We start from the raw sequence: 25,953 nt of genomic DNA, 5'->3' as shown, positions 1-25,953 counted from the left end.
CCAAAATCTTATTTATGAAGCCTAGTTTAAAACCTTTACTCATTTTTTTAATTACAGTTCTAATGAGTCTCAACGGTTATGGGCAATTTAAGGCCACCAGTAAATGGAAGGCCCTTGTGGCTTTGGGGTTTAATTATCCCACAACAGACGGATTTGTAGACGGCACCTTTGCGCAGTCCATTAATTTTCCGACAGTTAATATTGGTATTCAGCATATGTTTAAGCGGTCTTACGGTGTTAAATTAGACTATGGTTTTAATCGATTTAAAAACGACTCAGAATCACCTGAATTTAAAGTGAACTACTCGCGCATCAATGCACAATTTGTATTCGATGCAACAGAAACCCTAGGATTTTTACCACCTCGTATGCGGACGATATTGCATGCCGGACCAGGATTTAGTTTTGTTACACCGCTGGGTAATTTAGGCGATAATAAGCAGTCGTATTTAAATTTACTAGGTGGATTAGAATTACACTATGCGATTAATGAAAAAGTATCAATTTACACCGATATCGCTTATATTTATGGTTTAACTTCTTTAGATGACTATGATCCAGTTTTAGATGGTTTAGGAGCTTTTAATGGAAGTGTATTTAATATAACATTAGGATTGGCGATCTCATTAAGCGGTTGCCAATATTGTGATTAACCTAATTAAAATTCAAAGTCAATAACTATTTAATACTGTTTTATATGAACATAAATTTCAAAACGAATTATAAACACTTACTTCTAAGTGTATTTGCTGTTATGCTTGTGAGTCTAACAAGTTATGCTCAGGAAAATACGCCAACGCCAGAACCAGCAAAAGAGACAGAAACTAAAGAAGAAAAAGCTGAAGAACAGAAAGAAGAATCAAAAGAAAAGGCAAAAGTTGTGGCTTTTAATGGTATAGAAAGTGTTCCTCATCCGATGGAGTGTAAGAGCAAAACAACAAATAACGAGCGTAAGCAATGCGTTTCAAGATTCATTCAAATGCATGTAGGTAGAAAATTCGATACTGAATTACCTCGAGAATTAGGGTTGTCTCCAGGTAGAAAGAGAATTTTTGTTCAGTTCAAAATAGACGAAACAGGGAAAGTAATAGATATACAATCGCGTGCTGAGCATCCGGATCTTGAAAAGGAGGCAGAGCGCGTCATAGCTATGTTGCCAGAGTTTATTCCTGGAGAGCAAGGTGGTGAAAAAGTTTCTGTAGTTTATTCGCTGCCAATTGTTTTTATGGTAGAAGAGCCCATCAAAAAAGACGGTAAAAACTAAAAGATTTAAAGCTGGTTGACGACACAATTGATTAATGGTTAAGGAAAAAATTATTTTAGGTATTGATCCAGGAACCACGATAATGGGTTTCGGACTTATTAAGGTTGTAGGTAAATCTATGACTTTTATGCAACTCAACGAATTACAGTTGAAAAAGTACGACGATCACTACCTGAAACTTAAGTACATTTTCGAACGTACAGTTGAACTTATCGACACCTATCACCCCGATGAGATTGCTATTGAAGCACCTTTCTTTGGAAAGAATGTTCAAAGTATGCTAAAATTAGGTCGAGCTCAAGGTGTTGCCATGGCAGCAGGCTTATCGAGAGAAGTTCCTATCACAGAATATTCTCCTAAAAAGATCAAAATGGCTATTACCGGAAACGGAAACGCTAGTAAAGAACAAGTAGCCAAAATGCTACAAAGTCTTTTAAACCTTAAAGAATTACCTCGCAATTTAGATTCAACAGATGGGCTTGCGGCAGCCGTTTGCCATTTTTACAATCAAGGAAAGGTAGAGCTTGGAAAGAGTTATTCTGGCTGGGCTGCTTTTGTAAAGCAAAACGAGGACAGAGTAAAAAAATGATCTTGTAGTTTTCTTACAAAAAATTTATTGTAGATATATCATTAATTAATTGATTTTATACTTGAGTTTGTTCATATTTGTTCCAACTTAAAATCTCTCATTATGAAATATTTATCTAAAGCCTTATTTGTTTTAATCCTCTTAATTTTTGTTGGCTGTTCGTCGTCAGATGATAGTGATGGTAATAATCTATCTACAAATAATTCCATGTCTATAGTTGTTGAAGGTGTCACCTATACTTTCGATACATTTATTGGGATAAAGACTTTTGATAACATCGAAGTATTAGGCTCTAATGGTAATGATGAGAATTTTTATTTCAGATTTAATGAAAATGGTGTTATAGATAATGCTAGTTTTTACAGTTCTGATTTTTCCGATCCATTTGACTTTACATCGTCTTATTTCTGGGCAGATGGCATGTTCGATCTTAACAATCTTAGTATCGATTATGATAACATGGTAGTTAATGCCGATGTCAACGGTATTCTGTTTGAAGATCCATTTACAATCGCCGATGGTGGCAGTGTAAGTTTAGATTCGGGGAGTTTTAATATCGTTTATATTGAAAATCCAAATGCAGTTGTAGATGTCTTCCTTGATGCTACGGTTAATGGTCAATCTTATGAAAGTGTAAAAACTGGCCAAACAGGCGGCTTCTTTTACGGGACTGATATAGCCCTAACAGGATATTCCGATAAAGAATATGATATTGCAATAGGGTTTAATCCTCAGAATACCGTTGCAGGAACTTATAATTTTTCTTCAGGAAATGAAGTTGAAAAAGTCCTTGTATCACGATATAATCCTTTTACTGATGAGTATGTAGAATATTCAACCAGTGGTACTTTGGTAATCGAAGAAACAGTAACTGGCTTTACAAGTTATATTAGAGGAACATTCAATCTAACGGCTTCCGACGGAGCAGGTGATGTATTAGATATCTCTGGTGGAGAATTCTTTCTAGTGTACTAAACACACGAGTAATCATATAGAAAGTTCCTTTTTTGAAGGAACTTTTTTTTTATACTAATTTTGCATTTTTAAGCATTAAAGGCGTTTTCAATATTGAGCGGCATCTATATCCATATTCCCTTTTGTAAGCAGGCTTGTCACTATTGCGATTTTCATTTTTCAACCTCTTTAAAAAAGAAAGATGAACTCGTTGAAGCACTTGCCAAGGAATTAGAAATCCGTAAATCTGAGTTTAAAGAAACCACTGTCGAAACCATTTATTTTGGTGGCGGAACACCAAGCATACTATCTAATAAAGAACTACAATTTCTAATTGATACGGTATACGATAATTATGAGGTTACTGAAGATCCTGAAATTACACTTGAAGCCAATCCCGACGATTTATCAAAGGATCGAATAATTCAACTCGCTAACAGCCCTATTAACCGATTGAGCATTGGTATTCAGTCGTTTTTTGAAACAGATTTGAAACTCATGAATCGTGCTCATAATGCTGCAGAAGCCAAAGCATGTTTAGAAGAAGCGGTAAAGCATTTTGATAATATTTCACTCGATCTTATTTATGGAATTCCAGGGGCTTCAGACACACAATGGTTAGAAAATATCGAAATCGCGCTGAGCTACAATATACCTCATATTTCAAGTTATGCCTTAACCGTAGAACCTAAAACGGCATTAGCATCATTTATAAAAAAAGGCATTGTAGAAAATGTAAATGACGAGCAAGCACACCAACAATTTCAAATGTTGAAAGAGCGCTTAGAGGAAAAAGGCTTTGTTCATTATGAGCTCTCTAATTTCGGGAAGGAAGACTATTTCAGTAAAAATAATAGTGCTTATTGGCAAGGAAAATCTTATCTGGGTATTGGCCCTTCTGCACATTCATTTGATGGAAAACAACGCGGATGGAATGTTAGAAACAATTCAAAATACATTAAGTCGATCCAACAGAACAAATTACCCATGGAGATCGAAACCTTGACCAAAACAGATCAATATAACGAATACATAATGACAGGTTTGCGCACCATTTGGGGCGTATCTTTGGTTAAGGTTGAACGTGAATTTGGTTCGATCTATAAGGACTATCTTCTAGAACAAGCAACAATTTTTATTAATCAACATTTGTTGTATATTGATGAAGACCATTTGCACGTCACTAAAAAAGGACTGTTTTTAAGTGATGGCATTGCGAGTGAACTCTTTAAATTAAATTTAGCGTGATTGCAACCATTCAATACAATTCAAAAAAACTAAAAATAGATCTATCACAACCTTTAGATATTTCAATTGCTATACGAAGCGATAAGCCTGGTGTGAATGCCTGGTATATCGGTCCACCAAAAATTGAACCTGAAGTATTCGAAAACGGAACCATCAGTGTTGCTGAAGGGGCACCAGTTAATTTTAATACAATTACCTTCAATCCGCATTCTCATGGAACACATACCGAAACGGTTGGCCATATTACCAAAGAAAAGTATTCCATAAATAAGCATCTTAAGCAATTCTTCTTCATGGCTGAAGTCGTTACTGTAGCACCCGAAAAGGATGGTGATGATTATGTGATTTCTGCTAAGCAGCTACAATTTTTATTGGGGAACAAAAAACGTGAAGCCATTGTAATACGGACCATCCCAAATACCAAGGATAAGAAATGGCGACAGTATTCTAATACAAACTGGACTTACTTTCAAGAAGATGCCATAAAGTTACTTGTACGAAAAGGGATCAAGCATTTGTTAGTTGACCTTCCTAGTGTAGATCGTGAAGAAGATGGTGGCGAATTAAAGGGCCATAATGCCTTCTGGAATACCAAAGGAATATTACGATCAGACTGTACAATTACGGAGTTCATTTATGTTTCAAACAAAATAAAAGACGGCGCTTACATACTTAACCTCCAAATTGCTCCTTTTGAAAACGACGCTTCACCAAGCAAACCCATTTTATATAAGATTTTAGAGTAGCTTGTAACAATTGTAAATTTTACGTGTCCAACCCATAGAACTATGGAAACATTTTTTATTATCATCATTAGTATTTTGGTTACCCTTGGATTAGTTACTCTATTTAAACAGTGGCAAACCAAAAAGAAAACTAACGAGCAATCGATAATCTTACTCGATAAAATAAAACGCGTCTGTAAATTTATTACAGTTGAAGGCGATTTCGCAGAGATCTACCATTATGAAGATGTGAAAGAGAAATTTTTGAAATTAATTTCGAGTAAAAAGAAGGCTTTAGTAGTAATTAACGCTAAGGCACATGTAGGGTTTGATCTTAGCAAGGTACAGATGTCTTCAGACCAAAGGTCTAAAACCGTGATTCTTTCACATTTTCCACAACCTGAAATTCTGTCGATTGAAAGCAATATCAATTATTACGATAAGCAAGATGGAATGTTTAATAAATTTGATGCTTCAGACCTGACGGAATTACATGCTCAGGCCAAAGAACATATCAAAGATAAAATTCCTGAAAGCGGCTTATACAATGTTGCTAAACAAGAAGCGATTGAAGCCATTCAACTCATTGAGAATTTGGTTCAGACCATTGGCTGGACTTTAGACTACACCGCCTTAAAAATTGAAGACTCCGATAAGAAACTTTTAAAATGAACATCGAAGATTACAGGAATTATTGCATGAGCAAAACGGAGGTTACTGAACACTTCCCTTTTGATAATGACACCTTAGTGTTTAAAGTATGCAATAAAATGTTTGCTCTAGCTTCATTAAAACGTTGGGAAGAAGGCGAGGCGTTTATCAATCTTAAATGTGATGTGGATTACGCTCAAGAGCTAAGAGCTGAGTATGAAAGCATCAAACCTGGCTATCACATGCATAAACAACAATGGAATAGCGTTTATATTCATACAGGTGAATTGCCGCGTCAATTAATCTTGAAGCTTATAGATCATTCTTATGATATGGTAGTGAAAGGTCTTCCTAAAAAGATCAGGGAACAATATTTTGGTTAGTCTGGTTACGATTCGTCCGAATCTTTTCTGCTCAGAATTCCCAGTCCCAAGGGAAACATGATAAACAAAAATAGATATCTACCAGTGATCAATCCATAAATGGTAATCAGTGCTAAAATGATCATTGCTATCACCTTGAAATTGTACTTCATATTACAAAAATAAAGGACTATCTTTAATTCAGAAATCAAAATTGAGTATGCTTCAAATACGTCCAACTTGCGAAAACTGTAACAAGCTTTTACCCTTCGATTCGCGTGAAGCTAGGATCTGTACGTTTGAATGCACATTTTGCGTTGATTGTGTTGAGCTATTACTAGAAGTTTGCCCCAACTGTGGCGGTGGTTTTGAAAAACGACCTATAAGACCTGCTCATTTATTAAATAAGTATCCGGTTTCTAACGAGATTATTTTTAAGCCTGTAGATTTCGAAAAGCATTACGCAAAACTAAAATCGGAATAATCTCAATCGACTTTTCTTACATTCTATCTATTTAAAAATGTGTTGTTTATCGAAAAAAAGAACAAACCATTTCAAATAATCTTGTCAAAATTGCCATTTATCGAATTTCTAAGAAGAGCCCATTTTTATGTCGGATATTGGGGTCATCCCTCTTAATTAATAGCACCAAATTTACTGATTAATAGCCCCAAAATAAGTATTAATGATTTAACATTATGTATTATGGATTTACAAATTACCAGCTACAATAACCGTTTTCAAATTAAAGGGACCTTAAACAAATTAAGCCTTAAAACCTTTCACGCACATTTTGCTAATATTTTCGACGAGTTAGACGATATTCTTTTAGATATTGAAAGTGTAGAAAGTATCGATAGAGCTGGTGTTATGGCATTGGCAAGGTTGCATAACGAATCCATAACGAAATCTAAAAAGTTATCTATTGTAGGTCTTGGTTGTAAAGAATTATACGACCATTTTAAAAATCAAGAAAGCTCTACTGTGGCAGCATAGCCATAGCTTAGATCATCATATTACATATAGTGTTTCCGACAAGTATTCTTCGTGACAGATTAATACTCTTGGAAACACTTTTGCTTTTTAGCCTTTAGCAAGACATATCGGCGATAATTTTCCACTCACCATTGATCTTCTTGAAGATAATAATGAAGACCCCGTCGGCATCGCCGACCTCACGTTTTAAATGATATTCGCCCATGACCCAATAATTGTCGCCTTCAATTTTAGAAATGTCATTAATAACAAAATTCAAGGTGCCGCTTTCAGCCTTTGTGGGGTAGGCTTTTTTATACCTTGCCAAGGTGTTATCCCAACCGAGTGTTAATCCGTTTGCTCCATAAAATTTTAGTTGCTCACTTTTCCAATAACCTTCCATGAAGCCCTCAAGATCGTGCTGATTCCAGGCAATTTCTTGCTTTTCCATAACCAACCGAATACCAGCTTCTGCTAAGTTTTTTTCAGTTGCATAGGTGTCGGCATCAGTAGTAATATCAGCTTTAACAGAGATACAACTTGTACTGCAAATAAGAACAAGTAGTAAAAGGATAATTGAATTTTTCATAAGCTCGAATTTTATTTCAAGCTTAAAAATAATAAACTAAACGGTGGTTTATAGAATTCCCTTTTGCTTTTTTAAGAAGGCATCAGCCTGATGCTGCATTAATTCTCTTGCCTTTTGGCGCTTGTAATTCATTACCTCTTCTTCATCAGCAATTTCGGTGTAAACCCTATTGTTAATGTCGTTGTCAGTTTTAACAAGAATTTTGCGCTCAGCCACTTGCTGCATCGTCCAGCTTTGAACAACGGTTTCCTGATCTTCTAGAATGAAATCATATTCACCTTTAGGTGATAAAAGCTTTGCAATAATTGGTGAGGTTTCAATTGCCAAAAACAGTAAGAATATAAAGAATGAAGGCAACCATGGTAATTCCCCTAGAGCATTGACACGTGCCATTAAGCCATCAAAATTATCGATCACAGGTTGTGAGTCGGCAACATTAGCTTTGTAATCCCCTTGAAGCGTTAGGATGTCATTTTCAATAGCACTAATCTTAGCTCTATTGTCTGTTTTTAGTTGTTGTAGTTCTGCCAGTGCGGCATCGTGTTTGTCGCGCTTCTCTTTATACACAGGACCTTTACCCAATTTCATAGTGCCTGCAGTACCTTCGGCCTCGGTAATATAGGTGTCATAAAGGGCATTTACTTCCGCTTCTTTAGAATCTATTTGTCCCTGTAATCCTAGAATCTGATTTTCTAATTCAGCAATCTTCGGATTGAATTGTTCCGCAATTTGATTCTGATTAGCAAGTGTGAGATCATTTTTCTGCTCTAAAAGGACTTGATTAATTTCCTTCTCAAAAATTTTCAATTCTAAAGGTTTAGAAATCACTACAGCAATAATTACCGCTAAGAAAATTCTCGGTGTAGCCTGAAGAATTTCATCTAAAACATTATCACGTTTTTTAATGGTTGAAACGATATAACGGTCTAAATTAAATATGAGCAAGCCCCAAATTATTCCGAAGAAAATAGAAGTATATAAATTGTCGAAAACCGTATACAAGGCATAACTAGCAGCTATAGTTGCCATTAAGGCGGTAAAAAAAACTGTAGCTCCAATGCCAGCATATTTATTTTGCTCGCCATTAGAACAGCCCTTTAAAATATCGGTGTCAGCTCCAGAACATAAAATGAAGAATTGCTTTAACATGATGGATTGTTTTTGATTGATAGTATATTAGAACGCCAAAACAGTAGTTTTGTTACATAAAAAATTGAAAAAAGCCTCATCTGATGAGGCTTTTTATCATTTTGTATTGAAATTTGTTTATATGGTTATGTTGGTAATCTTATATTTTCTGAAAAGCTCACCGATTTTTTCAACATGACTTTTTATGGTTTCACTGGCATCATTTTCTAAGGCCAGCTGATAGACGGTCTGCTCCTTAAATTTCCCTTTAACTTCTGAAACAATAAATTTAATCTCATCTTTAATTAGTATGACCTCGATATCATCTTGGTATTCAGAAGAATTGGCGGGTTTTGACCTGAATTTATTAAAATCTCTTTTCTTAGCAAATACAAAAGTATTCGCTTTGTCCTTTAGTGATAGGTTCGCAATTAAACCTTCTAAAGATTGTATCGTTAGAGGTTCAAAGTTTTTAAGCGTATTGTCTTTACTAATTTTATAGGTGCCATCTTCACTGATCGAAATAAAGACCTTTCGCCTCTGAGTATCATTTTTTTCTGGAGCTTCAAGTTTATAAGTACCAATAGGAATTACGATAGGATCATCCTTCCCTAAAAGATCCAAACCTGGGTAATCATTTGTTTCATCATTAATAATTAAGGAAACCTTTTGTTCCTCTTTGGTGAGGTATTTATTCACTTTGTAATAAGATTTACCGTCTTTCAGAATTTTAACGTAAGGAGCAAAAGGTGTTAACGGTAGTTTGAGATCTTTCTTTTCCTTTTCAGACATAGAATAAAAATACATCTGACGCAATTCTACCCATAATTCGCTCATTTTCTTTTTATCACTATTTGATTTTTTAAGATAATGAGGTTTTGCATAGCGCATGCGCTCATATTCTCTGTATTTCTTTTGATAGGTTTTCTTAAGGTTTGAATTATTATGAACTATGCCATTGTATGAATCAGAGTTAGGACCACCTTTACTTTTAGAATTCAATTTTGACTTAATTTTTTTATAATTATTTTTCTCTGACTCCGGTCTTGGGGGAGGCGGCGGTAATTTATCTGGAAATGGTACAGCACTTTTACGCTGAGCATCGGTCATAACTGAATCGTATAGATGTTTATACTTTTCAAACTCTTTTAGCTTAATGATCGGGTAGTCATTTGCATCTTTATTTTTAATCGCCTTTTCCATGGCTGCATTGATCTTTTTAGCCCAAGCGTTGTATGCCTTAATTTGCTCCTTTGAAGCGCCTTTTTGCACGTCAATTTGCTGAGGTGAAGACAACTTAACAACAAAGTTGCCATTCGTGTCTTTTTGGGTTAGCATATCTGTATGCATACCCTTATTATTTTGGGCAATATTTTTAGCTTCTTCTGAAGAGATCATTTTATTATCTAAATAGAAGGTGGTGTTAAGCGCTTCCATTTCGATTATGTATTCAAGAAAAGTTGGGTTGTAAACCTCATTTTGATCATAGTCTGCATTCGGGCCACCTTTAGATTTCTTAACTGGTGGTGGTGGAGGAGGTGGTGGTAAAGTGGCTCTTTCTTCCTTAGTTAGTTCTTCATATTTCTTGTAATAAGTCTTTCCTTTCAACGTAATTTTTACATATGGATGGACTGGTGCTACAGGGCGATTTACTTTTGCTTTATTGGCCTTTGACATTCTGAAATACATACCACCCAGTTCAGAAAATAACTTGTCCATTTTCTCCTGATCTTCCTTAGATTTTTTGATATAATGCGGTGGCGTATCTTGAAGTTTTTTATAAACCTCATATTTTTTGAGATAGTTCTTTATCGGATCGTTTTGAAGGGTGCCTTCATTGATAAAGTCTGGGTCATATATGAGCGCTTGCCCGTTGGCAACACTAATGTTTTTTAAATTGTCACCCAATGCAATAGCGATTTCGTTTATAAAACTATTTTCAATTTTTCGTCCATCGGCCTCTAGGATCAATTCAGATTTTTGATAATTTGTTATTTCGTTGAAGTCTTGCTGAATTGTACGTAGCGAAGTTTCAGCACCATTTAAGTATAAATTATCATTAATGCCTATATACAAAGTAGGTATTTTTAAATAAGATTGATGTACCTCATAAATGACATTAGCAGGAATTGGAGTTGGTGACTTAAAATTATTTTTTTCAATAATTTCCGAAGTAAATTGATTAAAGTTATAGTTTAGAAACTCATAAATACTTACTAATTCTTTAATGTCTTTTGTTCTGTTGTTTTCAGGTAATGCTAGTTCGTCTTCATAGTCTGCAATCACCTCTTCATATTGATTGATCATGATATTAACGAATGCGTCATAAGCTGCAGGTGTGACTAAATTCACAACTGATGTTTCTTTCATACCAGCCAATTCAGAAATTGTTGTGTATCTGAAAGTAATAAAGTCTGAAGCCTTGTATTTCTCTAATTCTTCATCTGATATATAATTGCCATCGACTTTAGCAATGATGTCTTTAGAGGTCTTAATTTCGTCAAAATGCGCTTCAGTTACATCAATTCTATTGTAGGGAATAACACCTGAATAAACCCATTTTACTTTGTCCTCATAGCTCAACTCATTGAATCGTTTTTTCACGATCTCCCCATTACTATCTTCAATTTTGAAGAAAAGTTTGGTGTAGTAATTTTTAATTGCGCGTTGTCCCAAAGTTTCACTTTGTTGGTTCATTTTTGAACGGTCCTTTGAAATTTTGGTCATTCCAAGTTGATTAATTGCCTGTACTTTATGATCTCTTAAAGAAAAAGCAAGATCAATCCAAGCAGTACCTGTAAGTCCATTAAGTTCTACACCAATATCGGTAGGTTCTATGGTAAAGGCAAATTTGTCAGAATCAATAGTGGCGCCATCTGTGAAACCATAGTCGTTAATAATGTAAGGTTTGGCTTGAGGTTCTAAAGTGATATGGCTCCATTTACATCCTGTTTCACACCTCAATTCTATGGTGTTGTTGTTTTTCTCAACAGTAACAAGAAAGTCATTAGGTACTTCGCTTTTCACCACTTCTACATGTTCAGCAAAACTGTAAAATAGAATGGCAATAACGGGTAGAAGCAGCAAGGCACTTAACCATTTTTTGGTTTTTGATGTTTGTGTTTTCATAACTGTAAATCGTTTTTTGAATGATGAATAATTGATAGCACTCGCCAACTGATGTTGTTGAGTGCTTGATGAAAATTGTAATAGGATATTCTGATAGTTTTTAGCATCGGTGCCTTGATTAATGACAGCCTCGTCGGCTAAGAACTCGTGATTAAGTCGAACGTGATGTTTTAAAATATAGATTAAAGGGTGAAACCAAAGTACCACTTGGAGTAGTTCTAAAACTACAATATCAATACTGTGCAATTGTCTCGCATGAGTTTGTTCGTGTAATATGACTTCCTCAGGAATTGACTGGTCTTCGTATCGTTGTTTATTTAAAAAGATATACTTAAAAAATGAATGTGGTATGCGGTAGTTTTTCAAAAGTACATAGATGAAACTATTGCTAGTTACAGTAGCGTTACTTGAAATTTTATAGTAAAGTCTTCCCAGATTAACAATGAATCGAGTTAAGAAAATAGCTGCTCCAATCCAATAAATTACCCATAGAATGTCAACAGCATTAATGGGATTAACTTCTTCAATTGGTGCCTCTACATACATATACTCCGTAGGAACAAATGTGGGTGCAACCTCTAATTCACTCACCACAGGTTCAACGTAGTTAGTTATGGTTAATAGCGGAATTATTAAGGCAGCGGCAATGGCACCTAATAGATAAAATCGCTTGAATTTATGACTGTTCTGTTTTTCGAGCAACAACCAATACACTAACCACAAAACAAATAAGCATGCCGAGAATTTTAATACGTACATATCCATGATTACTTGTTTTTGATTTCTTGGTCAATGATCGATTTTAATTCTTCGAGCTCTTCCTTGGAAAGATCTGTTTTTCTTGTGAAGAATGATGCAAACTGTGAAGCGCTATCATTAAAGAAGGTTTTTATTAAACCGTTAACATGTTTAGAGAAGTAATCCTCCTTTTTTACAGTTGGGAAATACTCTCTCGATTTGCCATAAGTTTTATAGTCAACAAAACCTTTGCCGATCATTCGTTTTAAAAGTGTAGCAACGGTAGTTGTTGCAGGCTTTGGTTCTGGATAGGCATCTAATAGCTCTTTCATAAATGCCTTTTCTAGTTTCCAGAGGTATTGCATGAGTTGTTCCTCGGTTTTTGATAGCTGCATATTCTACAAGATTAGAATTAACTCTACAAATGTAGAATAAAAATTGTAATTACCAAAATTTAAATCTTAAAACACTACAAATTCATATATTTGTTTCAACTGAAAAAGAACATTCCACTACATGAAAAAGCTCCCACTATCTATTCTATTCACGCTTATTATGTGTTGTTTTGGTCATTCGCAATCTGTTGAAGACTTGATGAATGAGGTTAGCAATTCAAACTTACAAGAAACCGTAGCTCAGCTTTCTGGCGAGCAATCTGCAGTAATTAATGGAAGCACTCAAACGATCACAAGCCGTGTACACAATAACAACGATCTTGCAGCAGATTATATCAAACAACGATTAGAATCTATTCCTAATCTAAACGTTCAATTTCAAAATTTTAATATAACTGGCAAAAACATAATTGCTACACAGGTTGGAACTACCAATCCGGATGATATTTACTTGGTATGCGCACATTATGATTCGGTGACAACATTCTGCGCAGACGATAATGCTACAGGTGTAGCCGCGGTTATTGAAGTCGCTAGAATTTTATCTACCCAATGCACAGAAAATACCATAGTTTATGCCCTTTGGGATGAAGAAGAGATTGGATTGCGTGGTGCTAATTACTATGCGCAGCAAGCTGCCGATACCAGTAATGGGAATACAAGAGATAATATTCTGGCAGTGATAAATATGGATATGATTGGTTATGACGGTGATGCTCCAGGAACTGCTGGTGATAATGAATTCGATATTGATGTTCGGAATATTGCTAATTCTATCGGTATTAAAGACGATCTCATTTCGATCTTAAATACCTATACCTTCGATTTAAGCGAAATTGTTGTTAACCCAGGAACTACTGCGAGTGATCATTCGCGTTTTTGGAATCAAGGCTATTCTGCTGTTTTAGTTGGAGAATCGTGGGAAACAAATGATCAAACGCCAGATTATCACACATCGAATGATAGGGTTGAGGATATCGACTTTCAGTACATGACTGAACTAACAAAATTGGTTACGGCCTACATGGCTACAAAATCGGGATTGATTAATGTCGATAATGGCGTTACAGTTTCGGCAACTGAACTTACAGCTAATCAATCTACAGGAACTTACCAATGGATCAATTGCGATACTGATTCTGCGATTCCGGGTGAAACGAATCAGACATTTACACCTTTAACCAGTGGTAATTACGCTGTGGAAGTTACAAATGCTGGCTGTACAGAAACGAGTATCTGCACAAGCTTTACAGTTTTGTCTTCTGAAGAATTTCAAGCCAAAGAAATAATAGTATTTCCTAATCCGGTGACTTCGTTTTTGAAGATCGACAATGTGCTCGAATACGATTTGAAAATTCAAGTTCGAGATATTTCAGGGAAGCTCGTTAGAAAGGCACAATCACAAGCAGATCTTATCGAAATTGAGTTCGATGAAATGGCTGCAGGGGTTTATTTTGTAACTGTTGCTTCAGACAAAAAATCGTCGACCTTCAAGATTGTAAAAGAATAATCTCTAGGATTTTAGTTCAGTAAAATATTTGTAAAACCACGGAATAGTTTCAATTCCTTTTAGGTAATTCCAAATCCCAAAATGTTCATTTGGCGAGTGAATTGCGTCGCTATCTAGCCCGAATCCCATTAATATAGTTTTACTGTTCAGTTCTTTTTCAAAAAGAGAAACTATCGGAATACTACCGCCACTGCGCTGAGGTATCGGCGTTTTACCGAAGGTTTGCTCGTAAGCTTTAGCAGCAGCCTGATAGCCAATACTGTCTATTGGAGTTACATAGCCTTGACCGCCATGATGAGGAGTTACTTTCACTTTAACGCCTTTAGGCGCAATACTTTCAAAATGCGATTTGAAGAGTTCCGTGATCTCTTCCCAGTCCTGATGTGGTACTAACCGCATAGAAATTTTAGCATAGGCTTTACTGGCAATCACTGTTTTTGCACCTTCACCAATGTAACCACCCCAAATGCCATTCACATCTAATGTAGGACGAATAGAATTTCGCTCGTTTGTAGTATAACCTTCTTCACCATAAACGGCTTCAATATCTAAAGCATTTTTATAGGCTTCGAGCGAGAAAGGCGCTTTGGCCATTTCTGCACGTTCCGCATCTGATAAATTTTCAACCTTATCATAAAATCCAGGTATCGTGATATGCTTATTCTCGTCATGAAGAGAGGCAATCATTTTGGTTAACACATTAATCGGATTTGCCACTGCACCACCATACAATCCTGAGTGCAGATCGCGATTTGGGCCTGTAACTTCAACTTCAACATAACTCAATCCTCGCAATCCTGTTGTGATTGAGGGTACATCTTTAGCGATCATTCCTGTATCAGAAATTAGGATCACATCGTTCTTTAGTTTTTCTCTGTTATTGGCTACAAATATGCCAAGGTTTTCACTTCCTACTTCCTCTTCACCTTCAATCATAAATTTAACATTACACGGCAATTGATTCTGTGAAGTCATAAATTCGAGCGCCTTAACGTGCATATACATTTGTCCTTTATCATCACAAGCACCTCTTGCAAAAATGGCACCATCTGGATGCAATTCTGTGTTTTGAATTACAGGCTCAAATGGAGGTGAATTCCAGAGATCTAATGGGTCTGGCGGTTGCACATCGTAATGACCATAAACCAAAACAGTTGGTAAATTCTTATCAATTATTTTTTCGCCATAAACAATCGGGTAGCCATCAGTTTCACAAATTTCAACATGATCGCATCCGGCAGCTTCTAGACATTCCTTTACCGCTTCTGCAGTATTCAGAACGTCATTTTTATAGGCAGAATCCGCACTTATCGAAGGAATTTTCAAAAGTGAAATGAGTTCATCTATAAAGCGTTGTTTGTTTTCGTTGATATAGGAATTTATATTTTGCATAAAGGATAGGATTTCTAGCAAAAATAAGAAAAAGTAAGACGAATATTTCTTGATTAATTGCTGTTTGAATATTGAAAGTATTGTTTATATTTGCAGTCCTTTTGCAGGCGTGGTGGAATTGGTAGACACGCTAGACTTAGGATCTAGTGCCGCGAGGTGTGCGAGTTCGAGTCTCGCCGCCTGTACAAGAATAAAACGTTTCTCTTAATTGAGGGACGTTTTTTTATTTATGATTAATTTGAGAATGGCGAGACGAGAAGTTTACACTGAGCGCATGGATGTTACCATCTGAAAATGTCTTACAAATAAAGTCGAAGTGAGTCTCGCCGCCTGTACAAGAATAAAACGTTTCTCTTAATTGAGGGACGTTTTTTTATTTGCGATGATCCTTAAGTTCTTGCTGCCGCATGGGCATGCTGTCGATTTTAGCAAATAATGCCTCTGTAGTCAATAATTCTGTTGTATTCAGTTTGACACGGCCGTCTAAACCGATCAATTCAATTTTAAATGCTAAGTCGTCAGGATTAAGTAATTCATGATACTCCTTGTTTTCAAACCACATTATTGACTCGCCATTAACAATGCCATATTTAGTTGGAAGAACAAGGCAGATTACAAGTTTGCGATCGTTCATTTCGTCTGGTTCGGCCTGAAGTAATTCTAATTGTGAGCTTACCTTTTCAGAATTTTCACTTTCAGCCATAATAACGACCATACGGTTTTTCCATTTGAATTCTGGAAATTGTTGTGCGTTTACTGACATTAATAGTGGCAGAAAAAATAGGAATAACTTAAATCTCATAATACCTTAAAGATAATCATCAGCAGGCATTATTCAAAATACAGTTTTAAATCAGTTTGTTGTTATTTCTATTGTTTCAGATTTTAGATTTTTACCCGAAACTTTGAGTTTTATTTTACCAGGCTTTTCAGTCGATTGTACAAGTACAACTAACTTACCGCTAAATAATTTCATAGTAGGTAAATGAAATAATTCTAATGAAGTTGCGTCGCCATTGCAAGCTGCCCTGAAAGTACCTTCACCTTTGACTTCAAAATTAAGTTGATTGGTGGCAGTCGGACAAGGAACACCATTTTTATCTACAACCGATACTGTTACAAAAGCTAAATCTTCACCATTAGCATTTATGGTTTCAAGATCTGAGTCTAACACAATTTGATGGGGTTTACCTGAAGTTTTTATCTCCTTTTCTGCAGCCGGATTACCATTTTCGTCAAAGGCAATAACTTTCAAAGTCCCAGGTTCATAAGGAACATCCATCCACATCAATCGGTAACGATTCTGATTGCTGCTATTGTTTTTCTTCTGAATCCCCAAGCTTTTACCATTCAAGAATAATTCAGCGCTGTTATAACTTGTGTATACAAAAACAGGTGTGTTTTCGCCTTCACGTCCTTCCCAATTCCAATGAGGTAAAATATGAAGGGTTTCGTCTTCAGTATTCCAACGACTTCGGTACAAATAATACCGGTCTTTAGGTAAACCAGCAAGATCATTAATACCAAAATACGAGCTTCGTGATGGCCACGCTTCGTCATAAGGTGTCGGTTCACCTAGATAGTCGAATCCGGTCCAGACAAATTCTCCAATAACCCAAGGTTTGTCATCTTGAAGCACAAAATCATCATCAGGCAGGTTGGACCAGCTGCAGTGTTCTAAATCATAAGATGACGACTGAAAATCCGAGTAGGTTTTCATACTAGCAATTTCAACCGGAAACTTATAAATTCCACGAGAGCTTACGGTTGAAGAAGTCTCAGAACCTAATAGAAAACCCTGGGGGAATCGCTCATAGGCTTGTTCATAAAGGTGAACTCTATAATTAAGCCCAGGGACATCCATAATAGCGCCAAATCCAGACGCCATAACGGCTTCAACTTGGTCCATTCCAACTGTAACCGGTCGGGTTGGATCTTCTCTATGAAAAATATCTTGTAACCATTTGGCGCGTTTCACACCTTCGCTTCCCCACTGGTCAGGGACTTCGTTGCCTGAACTCCACATTACTATACACGGGTGATTTCTTGTGGCTCTGACCAAATTCACCACATCCTTCTCAGCATATGCATCGAAAAATCGGTTATAACCATTCTCAACCTTAGGTTTTTTCCATTCGTCAAAGCTTTCTGCTAAGAACATAAAACCCATTTCGTCACAAAGTTCTAGTTGCTCTAAAGACGGCATATTATGTGCACTTCTAATGGCATCGCACCCCATATCTTTAAGAATTCTAAGCTGGCGTCTTAGAGCAGATTTATTTACAGCTGCTCCTATTGGTCCCAGATCGTGGTGTAAGCAGACTCCTTTGAATTTTCGCTGCTTTCCATTGAGGCTAAAGCCTGTATCTGGACTGTAATCGATCGATCTTATTCCGAAGCGCTGGGTGATTTCATCCTTTAGAATATTGTCTTCATATAATTTTAAAACTGCAGTATATAAATAAGGAGACTCTGGGCTCCATAGCTGAGGTTGATTGACTTTAAGATTAAAATCGAATTCACTATTAATTAGGTTTTTGGTCTCGGCTGAATTGACCTTATTTCCTTTTGAATCATAAATTTCTGCAATCAGTTTAAGATTTCTTCCTGAAGCTTTTGTTTTAATGTTAACCTTAGCCTCTTCAGTCGTAATTGAAGGTGTAGTTATAAAAGTCGACCAGTGTTCAAAGCTAGTTTTATCAGTGATAATTACGCGCACATTGCGATATAAACCTGCGCCCGGATACCAACGTGAAGACTTACCAACGTTTGTGAGTTTTATGGCCAGGGTGTTTTGAGCTATGTTATTAATATGCTCTGTAACATCAAAATAGAAATAGCTGTAACCGTATTTCCATTCGCCAACTTTTTTGTTGTTTAGAAAGACTTCAGGTTCGCTCATGGCTCCTTCAAAAAGGAGGAGTACTTTTTTAGAACTGTCATAAGTTGGAATGGCAAATGTATTGCGGTACCAACCTTCACCGATATAGGGCAATGCACCTGTTCTACCTGTTTTTTCGCTGGCTATTTGTTCGTTGTTTTGAGAGATAGCAACGGTCTGTTTATCAATATTTTTATCGAATGGACCATAAATTGCCCAATCGTGTGGGACACTGACAGTTTCCCATTTTGAATCGTTAAAATCAACCTTGGAAGCTTCAGGATGGGCACCTTTACTAAATTTCCATCCTTTCTTTAATGTTATGATATTTCTGGTCTGTGCCGACAAAAAAATGGTTCCGCAGATCAAGATGATACAACTAAGAAGTGAAGATTTAGGTTTACTCATCTAAGGCATTATTGTAGAATTTCATGCCTAGATTGGCTTTGTTTTCCTGATCGAACAATGTCGCATTATCCCAATGTGAACCTTGTCCCCAAAGGGTGAAACAATCGGTAGAAACCCATGCAGGTTCCCAATACACAAGACCTTCACCTCCAGCATTTTTAATAGCTTGGGTGAGATCATTCAAATAATTGAGCTGACCTTGTTCGGTAGCTGGGTATCCGTCTATCATGGCATTGGTGCCTAGAATATTTCCGGCGTTATCTACGTCGTTTAAGGTATACGGATATGCCGTCTCAACAATCATGAGCTTTTTATTATAAGTATTTATGAGTGTTGCTAACGGGGTTTGAACTTCAGAAAGGTTGTAGTCTGACCACTGTGGATAGTAAGATAATCCGATCCAATCAAAATCGGTAACACCATTGTCTGCAGCTTGTTCAAACCACCAAAGACCGTTTTCAGGTTGAGCAATATGTAGCATAATTTCAATGGTCTTATTTTTTGCATTTGAAATATCTCTAACGGCCTGAATACCTTTATTCAAAAGAGCAGAATTACGTTCCCAATCAATAGGCCAAACCAGATCACCTTGTTGAAGGATCATGGGATTGATCTCATTTCCTACCTGAACCATATCAGGTAATAAATTAAGGTCTGCCAAATTCTCTAAAGTGTCATAGGTATAATTGTAAAGTAAGTTGCCAAGAGCAGGAGTATTGTTGATCTGACTTGCCCATGCAGCAGGAATTTCTTGTTTTGAAGGATCTGCCCAGGTGTCACTATAATGAAAGTCTAAAAGCACTTTAAAGCCATTATTTTTGGCACGTTGAATGGCTAACTTAACATCTTCATAGTTGGAATAATTCGTCCACTGTGGGTTATGCCACAATCGGACTCTTACTAAATTAGCACCTTCATTTTTGAAAATTTGATAAACGTCTGTTACCGTTCCATCGGCATTTTTATAAACCGCACCACAATCTTCCATTTCGTTAACATAAGAGAGATCTGCCCCATAATAGAATGAGATTGGTGTTTCTACATTGGGCTCATCATTGTTATTATCGCTACTTGTACAAGCATTGATCTGAATCATTGCTATGACGGCTATTACGATATGTTTCAATAAGGGTAAATTCATTTTATAATTCGTCATGTTTCAAGCAATTTTCAGCTAATTTAAGAAATTAATTTTATAAAAACCTACCAGTACCTACCAGTTTTTATATATATTTGTTTCATGAGTGTCATTCAGGTTAAGAGTAACATAGGAATTCCGAAGTATAAACAGATCATCCAATCAGTGGAGAATGGTCTGCTTGAAGGTCACCTTAAGAAAGGGGATAAACTTCCGTCTGTAAATAGTATAAGAAATCGGTTTTCATTATCAAGGGATACCGTTTTTATGGCTTTTGGTGAATTGAAAAAACGCGGGATTATTGAGGCAATAACAGGAAAAGGCTATTACATAAAAAGTGAAGACGTTACCATTATCAAAAAGGTGTTTTTACTTTTTGACGAACTCAATATTTTTAAAGAGGACCTATACAATGCCTTTGTGGCGGCTTTAGGTTCTGATATTCAGGTTGATATATTTTTCCATCATTTTAATGAAGAGGTGTTTGCTAAACACATTAATGACAATCTTGATAATTACAATTACTACGTGATTATGCCTGCGAGTTTAAAAAATGCAACTAATGTTTTGGAAAAACTGCCGCAAGATTGTGTGTATTTATTAGACCAGACCAATGGCGAGTTAAGTCATTATGCCGGAGTTTTTCAAAATTTTGAAGATAATGTTTTCGATGGATTGACGCGTTTAAAATCGCACATGCAACATTATAGTAATTTGGTATTGGTAAAGCCAAAATCCAATCAGCCAAATGGCATTTTTAAAGGTTTTGAAAAGTTTCTTTCAAAAGTTACGATCAGAGGTTATCAGATCGATGGGTTCGATGCTTTAATACCGAAAAAAGGTGATGCCTATTTCGTTTTGGATGATAGAAGTTTGATTGAATTGATTAAGAAAATCAAACAGACTTCTCTCGTTATTGGAGAGGATGTTGGTATCATCGCATACAATGATTCATTGCTTAAAGAGGTTTTTGAAGGTGGGATCACTACCATTTCCACAAATTTTAAGGAGATGGGAGCACGAATGGCACATATGATCAAAAATGAAGAATTCGCGCAAATAAAAAACCCAAATAATATCCTTATCAGAAAATCACTTTAGATGTATCAAATTCAAGAATTTAAATCTAATGGGTCAGATTTTATCGTACTAGAAAATGCAGATAAAAGTAATCAGTTGACCATTAATTTGAACGAAGGAGGTAGGGTGACCTTATTCAAGCATCAAGGCCATATTATTATTTCAGATCTTGAAACGACGTCGTATTCTGAAAACTTTGCGGCGGCAATTTTGTTCCCTTTTGCAAATCGGATTAAAGACGGCATGTACAGTTTCAAAAATAACCATTACGAATTGCCTCGTAACGAAGGGTTAAATCAAAATGCTATTCATGGATTGGTTTATGATCAGTTGTTTTCAATAGGAAAAAGAGAAGAAAAGGAAAGTCATGGCTTAGTTGCATTGAGTTATGAAAATCAGGAATTTGCGTCAGGATTTCCCTTCAGATATTTAATAGAATTCACCTATGTTTTAAGTGATTTTGGGCTTAAACTAAAATTCAACATTAAAAATGTAGGAGAAAACACTTTTCCGTTTACTCTAGGTTGGCATCCCTATTTCAAGAGTACTAAGATTTCAGAAAGCTATTTGAAGTTTCATGCAATAAATAAATTTGTGGTAGATGATCGTGGGATTGTTACTGGAAAAAGTATATTGAATGAAGCGCTTAAGTTACAATTAGGTGATGTGGTACTCGATGATGTTTATGAGGTTTCATCAAATATGGCGGAATTCGTTACTCCAATGTATAAAGTGAAAATTCAAACAGTTGGAGATGATAACTACTTGCAGATTTTCACACCTAAAGAATCTAACGCAATAGCTATTGAACCCATGGTCGGAATTTCGGATAGCTTCAATCATAAGATCGGACTAAAAGAACTAGCGCCCAACAAGAACTACCAAAAGGAATGGAGCTTAGCTATTACTAGTCTTATTCAGAATAAAAAATAATAAATCATAAACCATGCAGATTTTAGCCTTTATCGGATTTACACTTTTTGTCGCTGTGATTTCATATCTCAAAACAAGATCAACCAAAGAGTCGACCTTAGACGGATATTTTCTTGGAGGTCGAAGTTTAACAGCTGGTGTTATAGCAGGGTCGCTGCTTTTAACTAATCTTTCAACAGAGCAGATTGTTGGTTTAAATGGTTCGGCCTATGAAAGTGGCCTCTCAGTTATGGTTTGGGAAACACTTGCTGCCATTGCCATGGTTGTTACTGCGATTTATTTATTACCTCGATATCTAAAAGGTGGTATAACAACTGTGCCGCAATTCTTAATGGATCGATTTGATACTTCAACAAAAACCATAACCTCAGTACTTTTTTTAACTGGTTATGTAGTGGTACTTTTGCCAATTATTTTATACTCGGGCTCCATTGCGTTAAGTGGCATGTTTGATGTGCCAGAGTTGTTGGGCGTCTCAAAATCAGTAGCCTTACGAATTTGTATTTGGGGTATCGGAATTGTAGGTTCTGTGTATGCCATTTTTGGAGGTTTGAAGGCGGTAGCCGTTTCAGATTCCATAAATGCCATAGGGCTTTTAGTTGGTGGTCTTTTAATTCCTGTTTTTGGTTTGATGTTAATTGGTGACGGGAATATGTTTGACGGATTAGCGATTCTCACCAACGAGAACCCTGAAAAATTTAAATCAACAGGAAGCCTCACCGATCCTGTGCCATTTTATACCATTTTTACCGGGATGATGTTGGTTCAGCTGTTTTATTGGGGCACCAATCAGCAAATAATTCAAAGGGCATTAGGCGCAAAGGATCTTAAAGAAGGCCAGAAGGGATTGCTGTTGGCTTCATTTATAAAAATACTGGGACCAATTATTGTGGTTTTGCCAGGATTAATTGCGTTTTACGTTTTTGATGGTCAGCTCGAAAATGGTGATGATGCTTATCCGGCTCTAGTAAAAAGAGTTTTACCCGATGCATGGGTTGGCTTTTTTGCTGCTGTATTGTTCGGTGCTATTTTGAGTTCATTCAATAGTGTGTTGAATAGTTCAGTTACACTTTTTGGCTTAGACGTTTACAAGCAACATATCAATAAAGAAGCTGATGATAAAACCACAGTGAAATACGGCAAGATATTCGGAATTGTTTTGGCCTTTCTATCTATGTTTATCGCCCCATTGATAGAAAATGCCGGAAGCTTGTTCGATTACCTTCAAGAGGTCAACGGTATTTATAGTATACCTATTTTAACGATCATTGTTGTTGGCTATTTCACTAAGCGCGTTCCGGCTATTGCTGCTAAGATCGGACTCATTACAGGATGTTTATTTTACATAATCAGTCAGTTCTTTTTGCAACCTTATTTTGTAGAAAAGGCTTTGGATAAGGCCAAGTCTAGTGGCATCACCTCTGAATCGGCATTAGCACTGGTTGAAGCAAAGGCCTATCCGCACTTCTTGGATATTATGGCTATTCTATTTGTGCTCAACATAATCATCATGCTCATTATTGGTAAGCTTCGACCAAAATCTGAACCATTTGAAATGACCTACACGGAGCAAGTTGATATTACACCTTGGAAATATGTGAAGACCGCAAGTATTGCAATTGTTGTTTTTGTAATTGCCATTTATGTCTATTTCGCCTGATGAATTATGAATTAATACATACTGTTAAAGAAAAATTTCAAGCTGAGTTTGAAGGTGAAGCACTTATGGTTTTTTCACCAGGTAGAATTAATCTGATAGGTGAACATACCGATTATAATAATGGCTTTGTGTTTCCTGCTGCCATAGATAAAGGGATTGCTTTAATGATCAGTAAAAGTGAAAATGCGCATTCAACTATTGTTTCAGTAGATATGAAGGAGACTTTAGAAGTTGATCTTAAAAATCTCAATCGAATTGAAGCACCAACCTGGAAAAACTACATTATCGGCGTTATCGCTGAACTAATGAAGGTCAATCCGAACATCACTAATTTTAATTGTGTGTTTAAAGGCGATATTCCTGTAGGATCTGGTTTGTCATCGTCTGCAGCTCTAGAAAATAGTTTGGTTTTTGGATTAAATGAATTGTTTCAACTAGGGTTGTCTAAAATGGAACTCATCCATGTGTCGCAAAAAGCAGAACACAATTATGTTGGTGTTAAATGTGGTATTATGGATCAGTTTGCAAGTATGTTTGGTGTAGAAGACCACGCTTTATTTTTAGATTGTGAATCGCTTCAATCTGAACCAGTATTTATCGATCTCAATGCCTATGATATCCTTTTGGTAAATTCAAACGTGAAGCACGCCCTGGCGGAAAGTGCCTATAATGAACGCTACGAGGTCTGCCATAAAATTGCACACCAATTAAATAAATTATCCTTGCGCGACGTCACTTTTGAAGAACTTGAAACGCTAAAATCTAAAATTTCCAATGCCGATTATCAAAAAGGGCTTTATGTCCTTGAGGAGAATGATCGCGTTGTAGAATGCAAAAAGTTGTTGAAGCAAAATGATATTGAGCAAGTTGGCCAATTACTATATCTGTCACATCATGGTCAAAGTACAATGTATCAAGTAAGTTGCAAGGAGCTCGATTTCTTAATTGAAGAAGCAAAGCAAATGAATTATGTAGTTGGAGCTCGGATGGTTGGCGGTGGATTTGGAGGCTGTACCATTAATTTGGTATTGAAATCGAATTCGGAAGAATTTCAAAAATCAATTTCAAATTTATATCAACGGAAGTTTGATAGAACCTGCAGTATTCATAAAGTGAAATTAAGTGATGGTACCCGAGTAGTAAAAATGTAAGCATATGAAATCATTCCTAAATAATTTATCACACAGACGTTTTAATATTCTTACCGAAGAATGGGTGTTGGTATCGCCTCACCGAACAAAACGACCATGGCAAGGCAAACAAGAGGAGCAAGCTAAAGGTGAAAGACCAACGTACGACCCCAATTGTTATTTATGTCCTGGAAACACTAGAGCTAATGGCGCTGTAAATCCTAAATATACTGACGTTTTTATATTTGAAAATGATTTTGCAGCCCTCACGCAACATACAGAAAAAGAAAGTTTCAATGATGGTCTTATAAAAGCCGAAACCGAAACCGGAATATGTAAAGTTGTTTGTTTTAGCCCTGATCATTCTAAGAGCCTGGCACAAATGTCTAAAGAAGATATTGAAAAAGTGATTTTGGCGTGGCAAACGGAGTATGAAAATCTGGGTCAGAATGACTTCATTAATTATGTTCAGATCTTTGAGAATAAGGGTGAAATAATGGGATGCAGTAATCCGCATCCGCACGGACAGATATGGAGTCAGCATAGTTTACCAAATGAGGTGATTAAAAAGGATAGGAGCCAACTGAATTATTTCAAAAGCAATAAAAAATCAATGTTGGCGGCTTATTTAGATCAAGAATTGAAGCTTAATCATCGGATTGTATTTCAGAACGAATCCTTTGTAGCATTGGTGCCATTCTGGGCGATATGGCCTTATGAAATTATGATTCTACCCAAGGCACATCAAACAAATATCACTGAGATAAAACCAACTGAGACCATTCAATTTGCGGAGGTAATTTCAGTCGTTACTAAGGTGTACGATAAGCTGTTTAACTGTTCATTTCCGTATTCAAGCGGAATACATCAAGCGCCGACAAATAATTCAAACCATGAACATTGGCATTGGCATATGAGTTTTTATCCACCTCTTTTAAGGAGTGCCACTGTGAAGAAGTTTATGGTAGGCTATGAGATGTTTGCAAGTCCACAGCGTGATATAACAGCCGAATCTGCTGCACAAACTTTGAAAGAATTACTATAAAAAAAAGGCTTCTCACTGAGAAGCCTTT

Annotated in this window: 25 protein-coding genes and 1 tRNA gene; 17 read left to right on the top strand and 9 right to left on the bottom strand. The window is 36.3% G+C overall.

Features of this window, described 5'->3' with window-relative positions; translation table 11 throughout:
- Positions 1-14 precede the first annotated feature (14 nt).
- The 8 genes from DDY94_RS01775 (at position 15) to DDY94_RS01740 (ending at position 5,814) form a co-directional block, all read left to right on the top strand.
- Positions 15-653 (top strand): cell envelope biogenesis protein OmpA, encoded by a 639-nt coding sequence (locus DDY94_RS01775; RefSeq protein ID WP_111682305.1) that lies wholly within the window; start codon positions 15-17, stop codon positions 651-653.
- 44 nt (positions 654-697) lie between these two features.
- On the top strand, positions 698-1,264 hold the full coding sequence (locus DDY94_RS01770) for an energy transducer TonB (RefSeq protein WP_111682304.1): 567 nt from the start codon (positions 698-700) through the stop codon (positions 1,262-1,264).
- Between the two features lie 34 nt (positions 1,265-1,298).
- Positions 1,299-1,853, top strand: a complete 555-nt coding sequence (gene ruvC / locus DDY94_RS01765; RefSeq protein ID WP_111682303.1) for a crossover junction endodeoxyribonuclease RuvC — start codon at positions 1,299-1,301, stop codon at positions 1,851-1,853.
- Positions 1,854-1,955: 102 nt separating this feature from the next.
- Positions 1,956-2,828, top strand: coding sequence for a hypothetical protein (locus DDY94_RS01760; protein WP_111682302.1), 873 nt, complete (start codon positions 1,956-1,958; stop codon positions 2,826-2,828).
- A 93-nt stretch (positions 2,829-2,921) separates the two neighbouring features.
- Entirely contained in the window at positions 2,922-4,055 is a 1,134-nt protein-coding gene (gene hemW / locus DDY94_RS01755) for a radical SAM family heme chaperone HemW (protein ID WP_111682301.1), read from the top strand.
- A complete protein-coding gene (locus DDY94_RS01750) occupies positions 4,052-4,801 on the top strand; it encodes a cyclase family protein (protein ID WP_111682300.1) in 750 nt (249 codons plus the stop codon). Before hemW ends, DDY94_RS01750 begins: the two co-directional genes overlap by 4 nt.
- A gap of 42 nt (positions 4,802-4,843) precedes the next feature.
- Positions 4,844-5,452, top strand: a complete 609-nt coding sequence (locus DDY94_RS01745) for a DUF4230 domain-containing protein (protein ID WP_111682299.1) — start codon at positions 4,844-4,846, stop codon at positions 5,450-5,452.
- Positions 5,449-5,814, top strand: a complete 366-nt coding sequence (locus DDY94_RS01740; protein ID WP_111682298.1) for an MmcQ/YjbR family DNA-binding protein — start codon at positions 5,449-5,451, stop codon at positions 5,812-5,814. The genes DDY94_RS01745 and DDY94_RS01740 overlap by 4 nt, the downstream gene beginning before the upstream one ends.
- A 5-nt stretch (positions 5,815-5,819) precedes the next feature.
- Here the strand turns inward: DDY94_RS01740 and DDY94_RS16180 are convergent, their stop codons facing one another.
- Positions 5,820-5,966, bottom strand: coding sequence for a hypothetical protein (locus DDY94_RS16180; protein WP_198658901.1), 147 nt, complete (start codon positions 5,964-5,966; stop codon positions 5,820-5,822).
- Positions 5,967-6,013: 47 nt separating this feature from the next.
- Between DDY94_RS16180 and DDY94_RS01735 the strand changes: the two genes are divergently transcribed.
- Positions 6,014-6,277 (top strand): DUF1272 domain-containing protein, encoded by a 264-nt coding sequence (locus DDY94_RS01735; RefSeq protein WP_111682297.1) that lies wholly within the window; start codon positions 6,014-6,016, stop codon positions 6,275-6,277.
- Between the two features lie 222 nt (positions 6,278-6,499).
- Complete coding sequence (locus DDY94_RS01730; RefSeq protein ID WP_111682296.1) at positions 6,500-6,790, top strand: STAS domain-containing protein; 291 nt, start codon at positions 6,500-6,502, stop codon at positions 6,788-6,790.
- A 94-nt stretch (positions 6,791-6,884) separates the two neighbouring features.
- Here the strand turns inward: DDY94_RS01730 and DDY94_RS01725 are convergent, their stop codons facing one another.
- The 4 genes from DDY94_RS01725 to DDY94_RS01710 form a co-directional block, all read right to left on the bottom strand.
- On the bottom strand, positions 6,885-7,358 hold the full coding sequence (locus DDY94_RS01725; protein ID WP_111682295.1) for a YybH family protein: 474 nt from the start codon (positions 7,356-7,358) through the stop codon (positions 6,885-6,887).
- A 48-nt stretch (positions 7,359-7,406) separates the two neighbouring features.
- Positions 7,407-8,507 (bottom strand): DUF4407 domain-containing protein, encoded by a 1,101-nt coding sequence (locus DDY94_RS01720; RefSeq protein WP_111682294.1) that lies wholly within the window; start codon positions 8,505-8,507, stop codon positions 7,407-7,409.
- Between the two features lie 117 nt (positions 8,508-8,624).
- Positions 8,625-12,374: a M56 family metallopeptidase gene (locus tag DDY94_RS01715; RefSeq protein WP_198658900.1), complete on the bottom strand. Its 3,750-nt coding sequence runs from the start codon at positions 12,372-12,374 to the stop codon at positions 8,625-8,627.
- A gap of 8 nt (positions 12,375-12,382) precedes the next feature.
- The gene (locus DDY94_RS01710) at positions 12,383-12,748 is read right to left on the bottom strand and encodes a BlaI/MecI/CopY family transcriptional regulator (protein WP_111682292.1); all 366 of its coding nucleotides are present in this window, start codon (positions 12,746-12,748) and stop codon (positions 12,383-12,385) included.
- A gap of 121 nt (positions 12,749-12,869) precedes the next feature.
- On the opposite strand from DDY94_RS01710, the gene DDY94_RS01705 reads away from it, so the two are divergent.
- The gene (locus DDY94_RS01705) at positions 12,870-14,258 is read left to right on the top strand and encodes a M28 family peptidase (protein WP_111682291.1); all 1,389 of its coding nucleotides are present in this window, start codon (positions 12,870-12,872) and stop codon (positions 14,256-14,258) included.
- A gap of 3 nt (positions 14,259-14,261) precedes the next feature.
- On the opposite strand, the gene DDY94_RS01700 is transcribed toward DDY94_RS01705, so the two are convergent.
- A complete protein-coding gene (locus DDY94_RS01700; protein ID WP_111682290.1) occupies positions 14,262-15,650 on the bottom strand; it encodes a dipeptidase in 1,389 nt (462 codons plus the stop codon).
- A 103-nt stretch (positions 15,651-15,753) separates the two neighbouring features.
- Here DDY94_RS01700 and DDY94_RS01695 point away from each other — a divergent pair.
- Positions 15,754-15,835: transfer RNA gene (locus tag DDY94_RS01695), tRNA-Leu, on the top strand.
- 188 nt (positions 15,836-16,023) lie between these two features.
- On the opposite strand, the gene DDY94_RS01690 is transcribed toward DDY94_RS01695, so the two are convergent.
- From DDY94_RS01690 to DDY94_RS01680, 3 genes are all read right to left on the bottom strand, one after another.
- Positions 16,024-16,413 carry a DUF4174 domain-containing protein gene (locus DDY94_RS01690; protein WP_157957210.1) on the bottom strand — a complete coding sequence of 130 codons (390 nt, stop codon included), beginning with the start codon at positions 16,411-16,413 and terminating at the stop codon, positions 16,024-16,026.
- Positions 16,414-16,503: 90 nt separating this feature from the next.
- Positions 16,504-18,939, bottom strand: coding sequence for a DUF4982 domain-containing protein (locus DDY94_RS01685; RefSeq protein ID WP_111682288.1), 2,436 nt, complete (start codon positions 18,937-18,939; stop codon positions 16,504-16,506).
- Positions 18,932-20,095: a glycoside hydrolase family 53 protein gene (locus tag DDY94_RS01680; protein ID WP_111682287.1), complete on the bottom strand. Its 1,164-nt coding sequence runs from the start codon at positions 20,093-20,095 to the stop codon at positions 18,932-18,934. The genes DDY94_RS01685 and DDY94_RS01680 overlap by 8 nt, the downstream gene beginning before the upstream one ends.
- A gap of 84 nt (positions 20,096-20,179) precedes the next feature.
- Here DDY94_RS01680 and DDY94_RS01675 point away from each other — a divergent pair, with 84 nt between their 5' ends.
- From DDY94_RS01675 to DDY94_RS01655, 5 genes are read left to right on the top strand one after another with little or no spacing between them, the layout of a single operon-like run.
- Positions 20,180-21,178: a GntR family transcriptional regulator gene (locus DDY94_RS01675; RefSeq protein ID WP_111682286.1), complete on the top strand. Its 999-nt coding sequence runs from the start codon at positions 20,180-20,182 to the stop codon at positions 21,176-21,178.
- On the top strand, positions 21,179-22,090 hold the full coding sequence (locus tag DDY94_RS01670) for an aldose 1-epimerase (RefSeq protein ID WP_111682285.1): 912 nt from the start codon (positions 21,179-21,181) through the stop codon (positions 22,088-22,090).
- A 13-nt stretch (positions 22,091-22,103) separates the two neighbouring features.
- The gene (locus DDY94_RS01665) at positions 22,104-23,750 is read left to right on the top strand and encodes a solute:sodium symporter family transporter (protein ID WP_111682284.1); all 1,647 of its coding nucleotides are present in this window, start codon (positions 22,104-22,106) and stop codon (positions 23,748-23,750) included.
- Complete coding sequence (gene galK / locus DDY94_RS01660) at positions 23,750-24,901, top strand: galactokinase (protein ID WP_111682283.1); 1,152 nt, start codon at positions 23,750-23,752, stop codon at positions 24,899-24,901. Before DDY94_RS01665 ends, galK begins: the two co-directional genes overlap by 1 nt.
- A gap of 4 nt (positions 24,902-24,905) precedes the next feature.
- Entirely contained in the window at positions 24,906-25,925 is a 1,020-nt protein-coding gene (locus tag DDY94_RS01655) for a UDP-glucose--hexose-1-phosphate uridylyltransferase (protein ID WP_111682282.1), read from the top strand.
- Positions 25,926-25,953: the final 28 nt, after the last annotated feature.

Origin of the sequence: Winogradskyella tangerina (assembly GCF_003260205.1) — a bacterium.
Classification (GTDB): domain Bacteria; phylum Bacteroidota; class Bacteroidia; order Flavobacteriales; family Flavobacteriaceae; genus Winogradskyella; species Winogradskyella tangerina.
Note: the sequence above shows the minus strand (reverse complement) of the source record. Positions and strands in the feature narration are given on the sequence as shown.

Excerpts from the sequence above, each read along its gene's own strand:
- DDY94_RS01700 (WP_111682290.1), bottom strand. The coding sequence starts at position 15,650 with ATGCAAAATATAAATTCCTATATCAACGAAAACAAACAACGCTTTATA.
- ruvC (WP_111682303.1), top strand. The coding sequence starts at position 1,299 with ATGGTTAAGGAAAAAATTATTTTAGGTATTGATCCAGGAACCACGATA.
- DDY94_RS01690 (WP_157957210.1), bottom strand. The coding sequence starts at position 16,413 with ATGTCAGTAAACGCACAACAATTTCCAGAATTCAAATGGAAAAACCGT.
- DDY94_RS01715 (WP_198658900.1), bottom strand. The coding sequence starts at position 12,374 with ATGTACGTATTAAAATTCTCGGCATGCTTATTTGTTTTGTGGTTAGTG.
- DDY94_RS01675 (WP_111682286.1), top strand. The coding sequence starts at position 20,180 with ATGAGTGTCATTCAGGTTAAGAGTAACATAGGAATTCCGAAGTATAAA.
- DDY94_RS01655 (WP_111682282.1), top strand. The coding sequence starts at position 24,906 with ATGAAATCATTCCTAAATAATTTATCACACAGACGTTTTAATATTCTT.
- galK (WP_111682283.1), top strand. The coding sequence starts at position 23,750 with ATGAATTATGAATTAATACATACTGTTAAAGAAAAATTTCAAGCTGAG.
- DDY94_RS01760 (WP_111682302.1), top strand. The coding sequence starts at position 1,956 with ATGAAATATTTATCTAAAGCCTTATTTGTTTTAATCCTCTTAATTTTT.
- DDY94_RS01735 (WP_111682297.1), top strand. The coding sequence starts at position 6,014 with ATGCTTCAAATACGTCCAACTTGCGAAAACTGTAACAAGCTTTTACCC.
- DDY94_RS01685 (WP_111682288.1), bottom strand. The coding sequence starts at position 18,939 with ATGAGTAAACCTAAATCTTCACTTCTTAGTTGTATCATCTTGATCTGC.
- DDY94_RS01680 (WP_111682287.1), bottom strand. The coding sequence starts at position 20,095 with ATGACGAATTATAAAATGAATTTACCCTTATTGAAACATATCGTAATA.
- DDY94_RS01710 (WP_111682292.1), bottom strand. The coding sequence starts at position 12,748 with ATGCAGCTATCAAAAACCGAGGAACAACTCATGCAATACCTCTGGAAA.
- DDY94_RS01720 (WP_111682294.1), bottom strand. The coding sequence starts at position 8,507 with ATGTTAAAGCAATTCTTCATTTTATGTTCTGGAGCTGACACCGATATT.
- DDY94_RS01740 (WP_111682298.1), top strand. The coding sequence starts at position 5,449 with ATGAACATCGAAGATTACAGGAATTATTGCATGAGCAAAACGGAGGTT.
- DDY94_RS01725 (WP_111682295.1), bottom strand. The coding sequence starts at position 7,358 with ATGAAAAATTCAATTATCCTTTTACTACTTGTTCTTATTTGCAGTACA.
- DDY94_RS01745 (WP_111682299.1), top strand. The coding sequence starts at position 4,844 with ATGGAAACATTTTTTATTATCATCATTAGTATTTTGGTTACCCTTGGA.
- DDY94_RS01770 (WP_111682304.1), top strand. The coding sequence starts at position 698 with ATGAACATAAATTTCAAAACGAATTATAAACACTTACTTCTAAGTGTA.
- DDY94_RS01775 (WP_111682305.1), top strand. The coding sequence starts at position 15 with ATGAAGCCTAGTTTAAAACCTTTACTCATTTTTTTAATTACAGTTCTA.
- DDY94_RS01730 (WP_111682296.1), top strand. The coding sequence starts at position 6,500 with ATGGATTTACAAATTACCAGCTACAATAACCGTTTTCAAATTAAAGGG.
- DDY94_RS01705 (WP_111682291.1), top strand. The coding sequence starts at position 12,870 with ATGAAAAAGCTCCCACTATCTATTCTATTCACGCTTATTATGTGTTGT.
- DDY94_RS01665 (WP_111682284.1), top strand. The coding sequence starts at position 22,104 with ATGCAGATTTTAGCCTTTATCGGATTTACACTTTTTGTCGCTGTGATT.
- DDY94_RS01670 (WP_111682285.1), top strand. The coding sequence starts at position 21,179 with ATGTATCAAATTCAAGAATTTAAATCTAATGGGTCAGATTTTATCGTA.
- DDY94_RS16180 (WP_198658901.1), bottom strand. The coding sequence starts at position 5,966 with ATGAAGTACAATTTCAAGGTGATAGCAATGATCATTTTAGCACTGATT.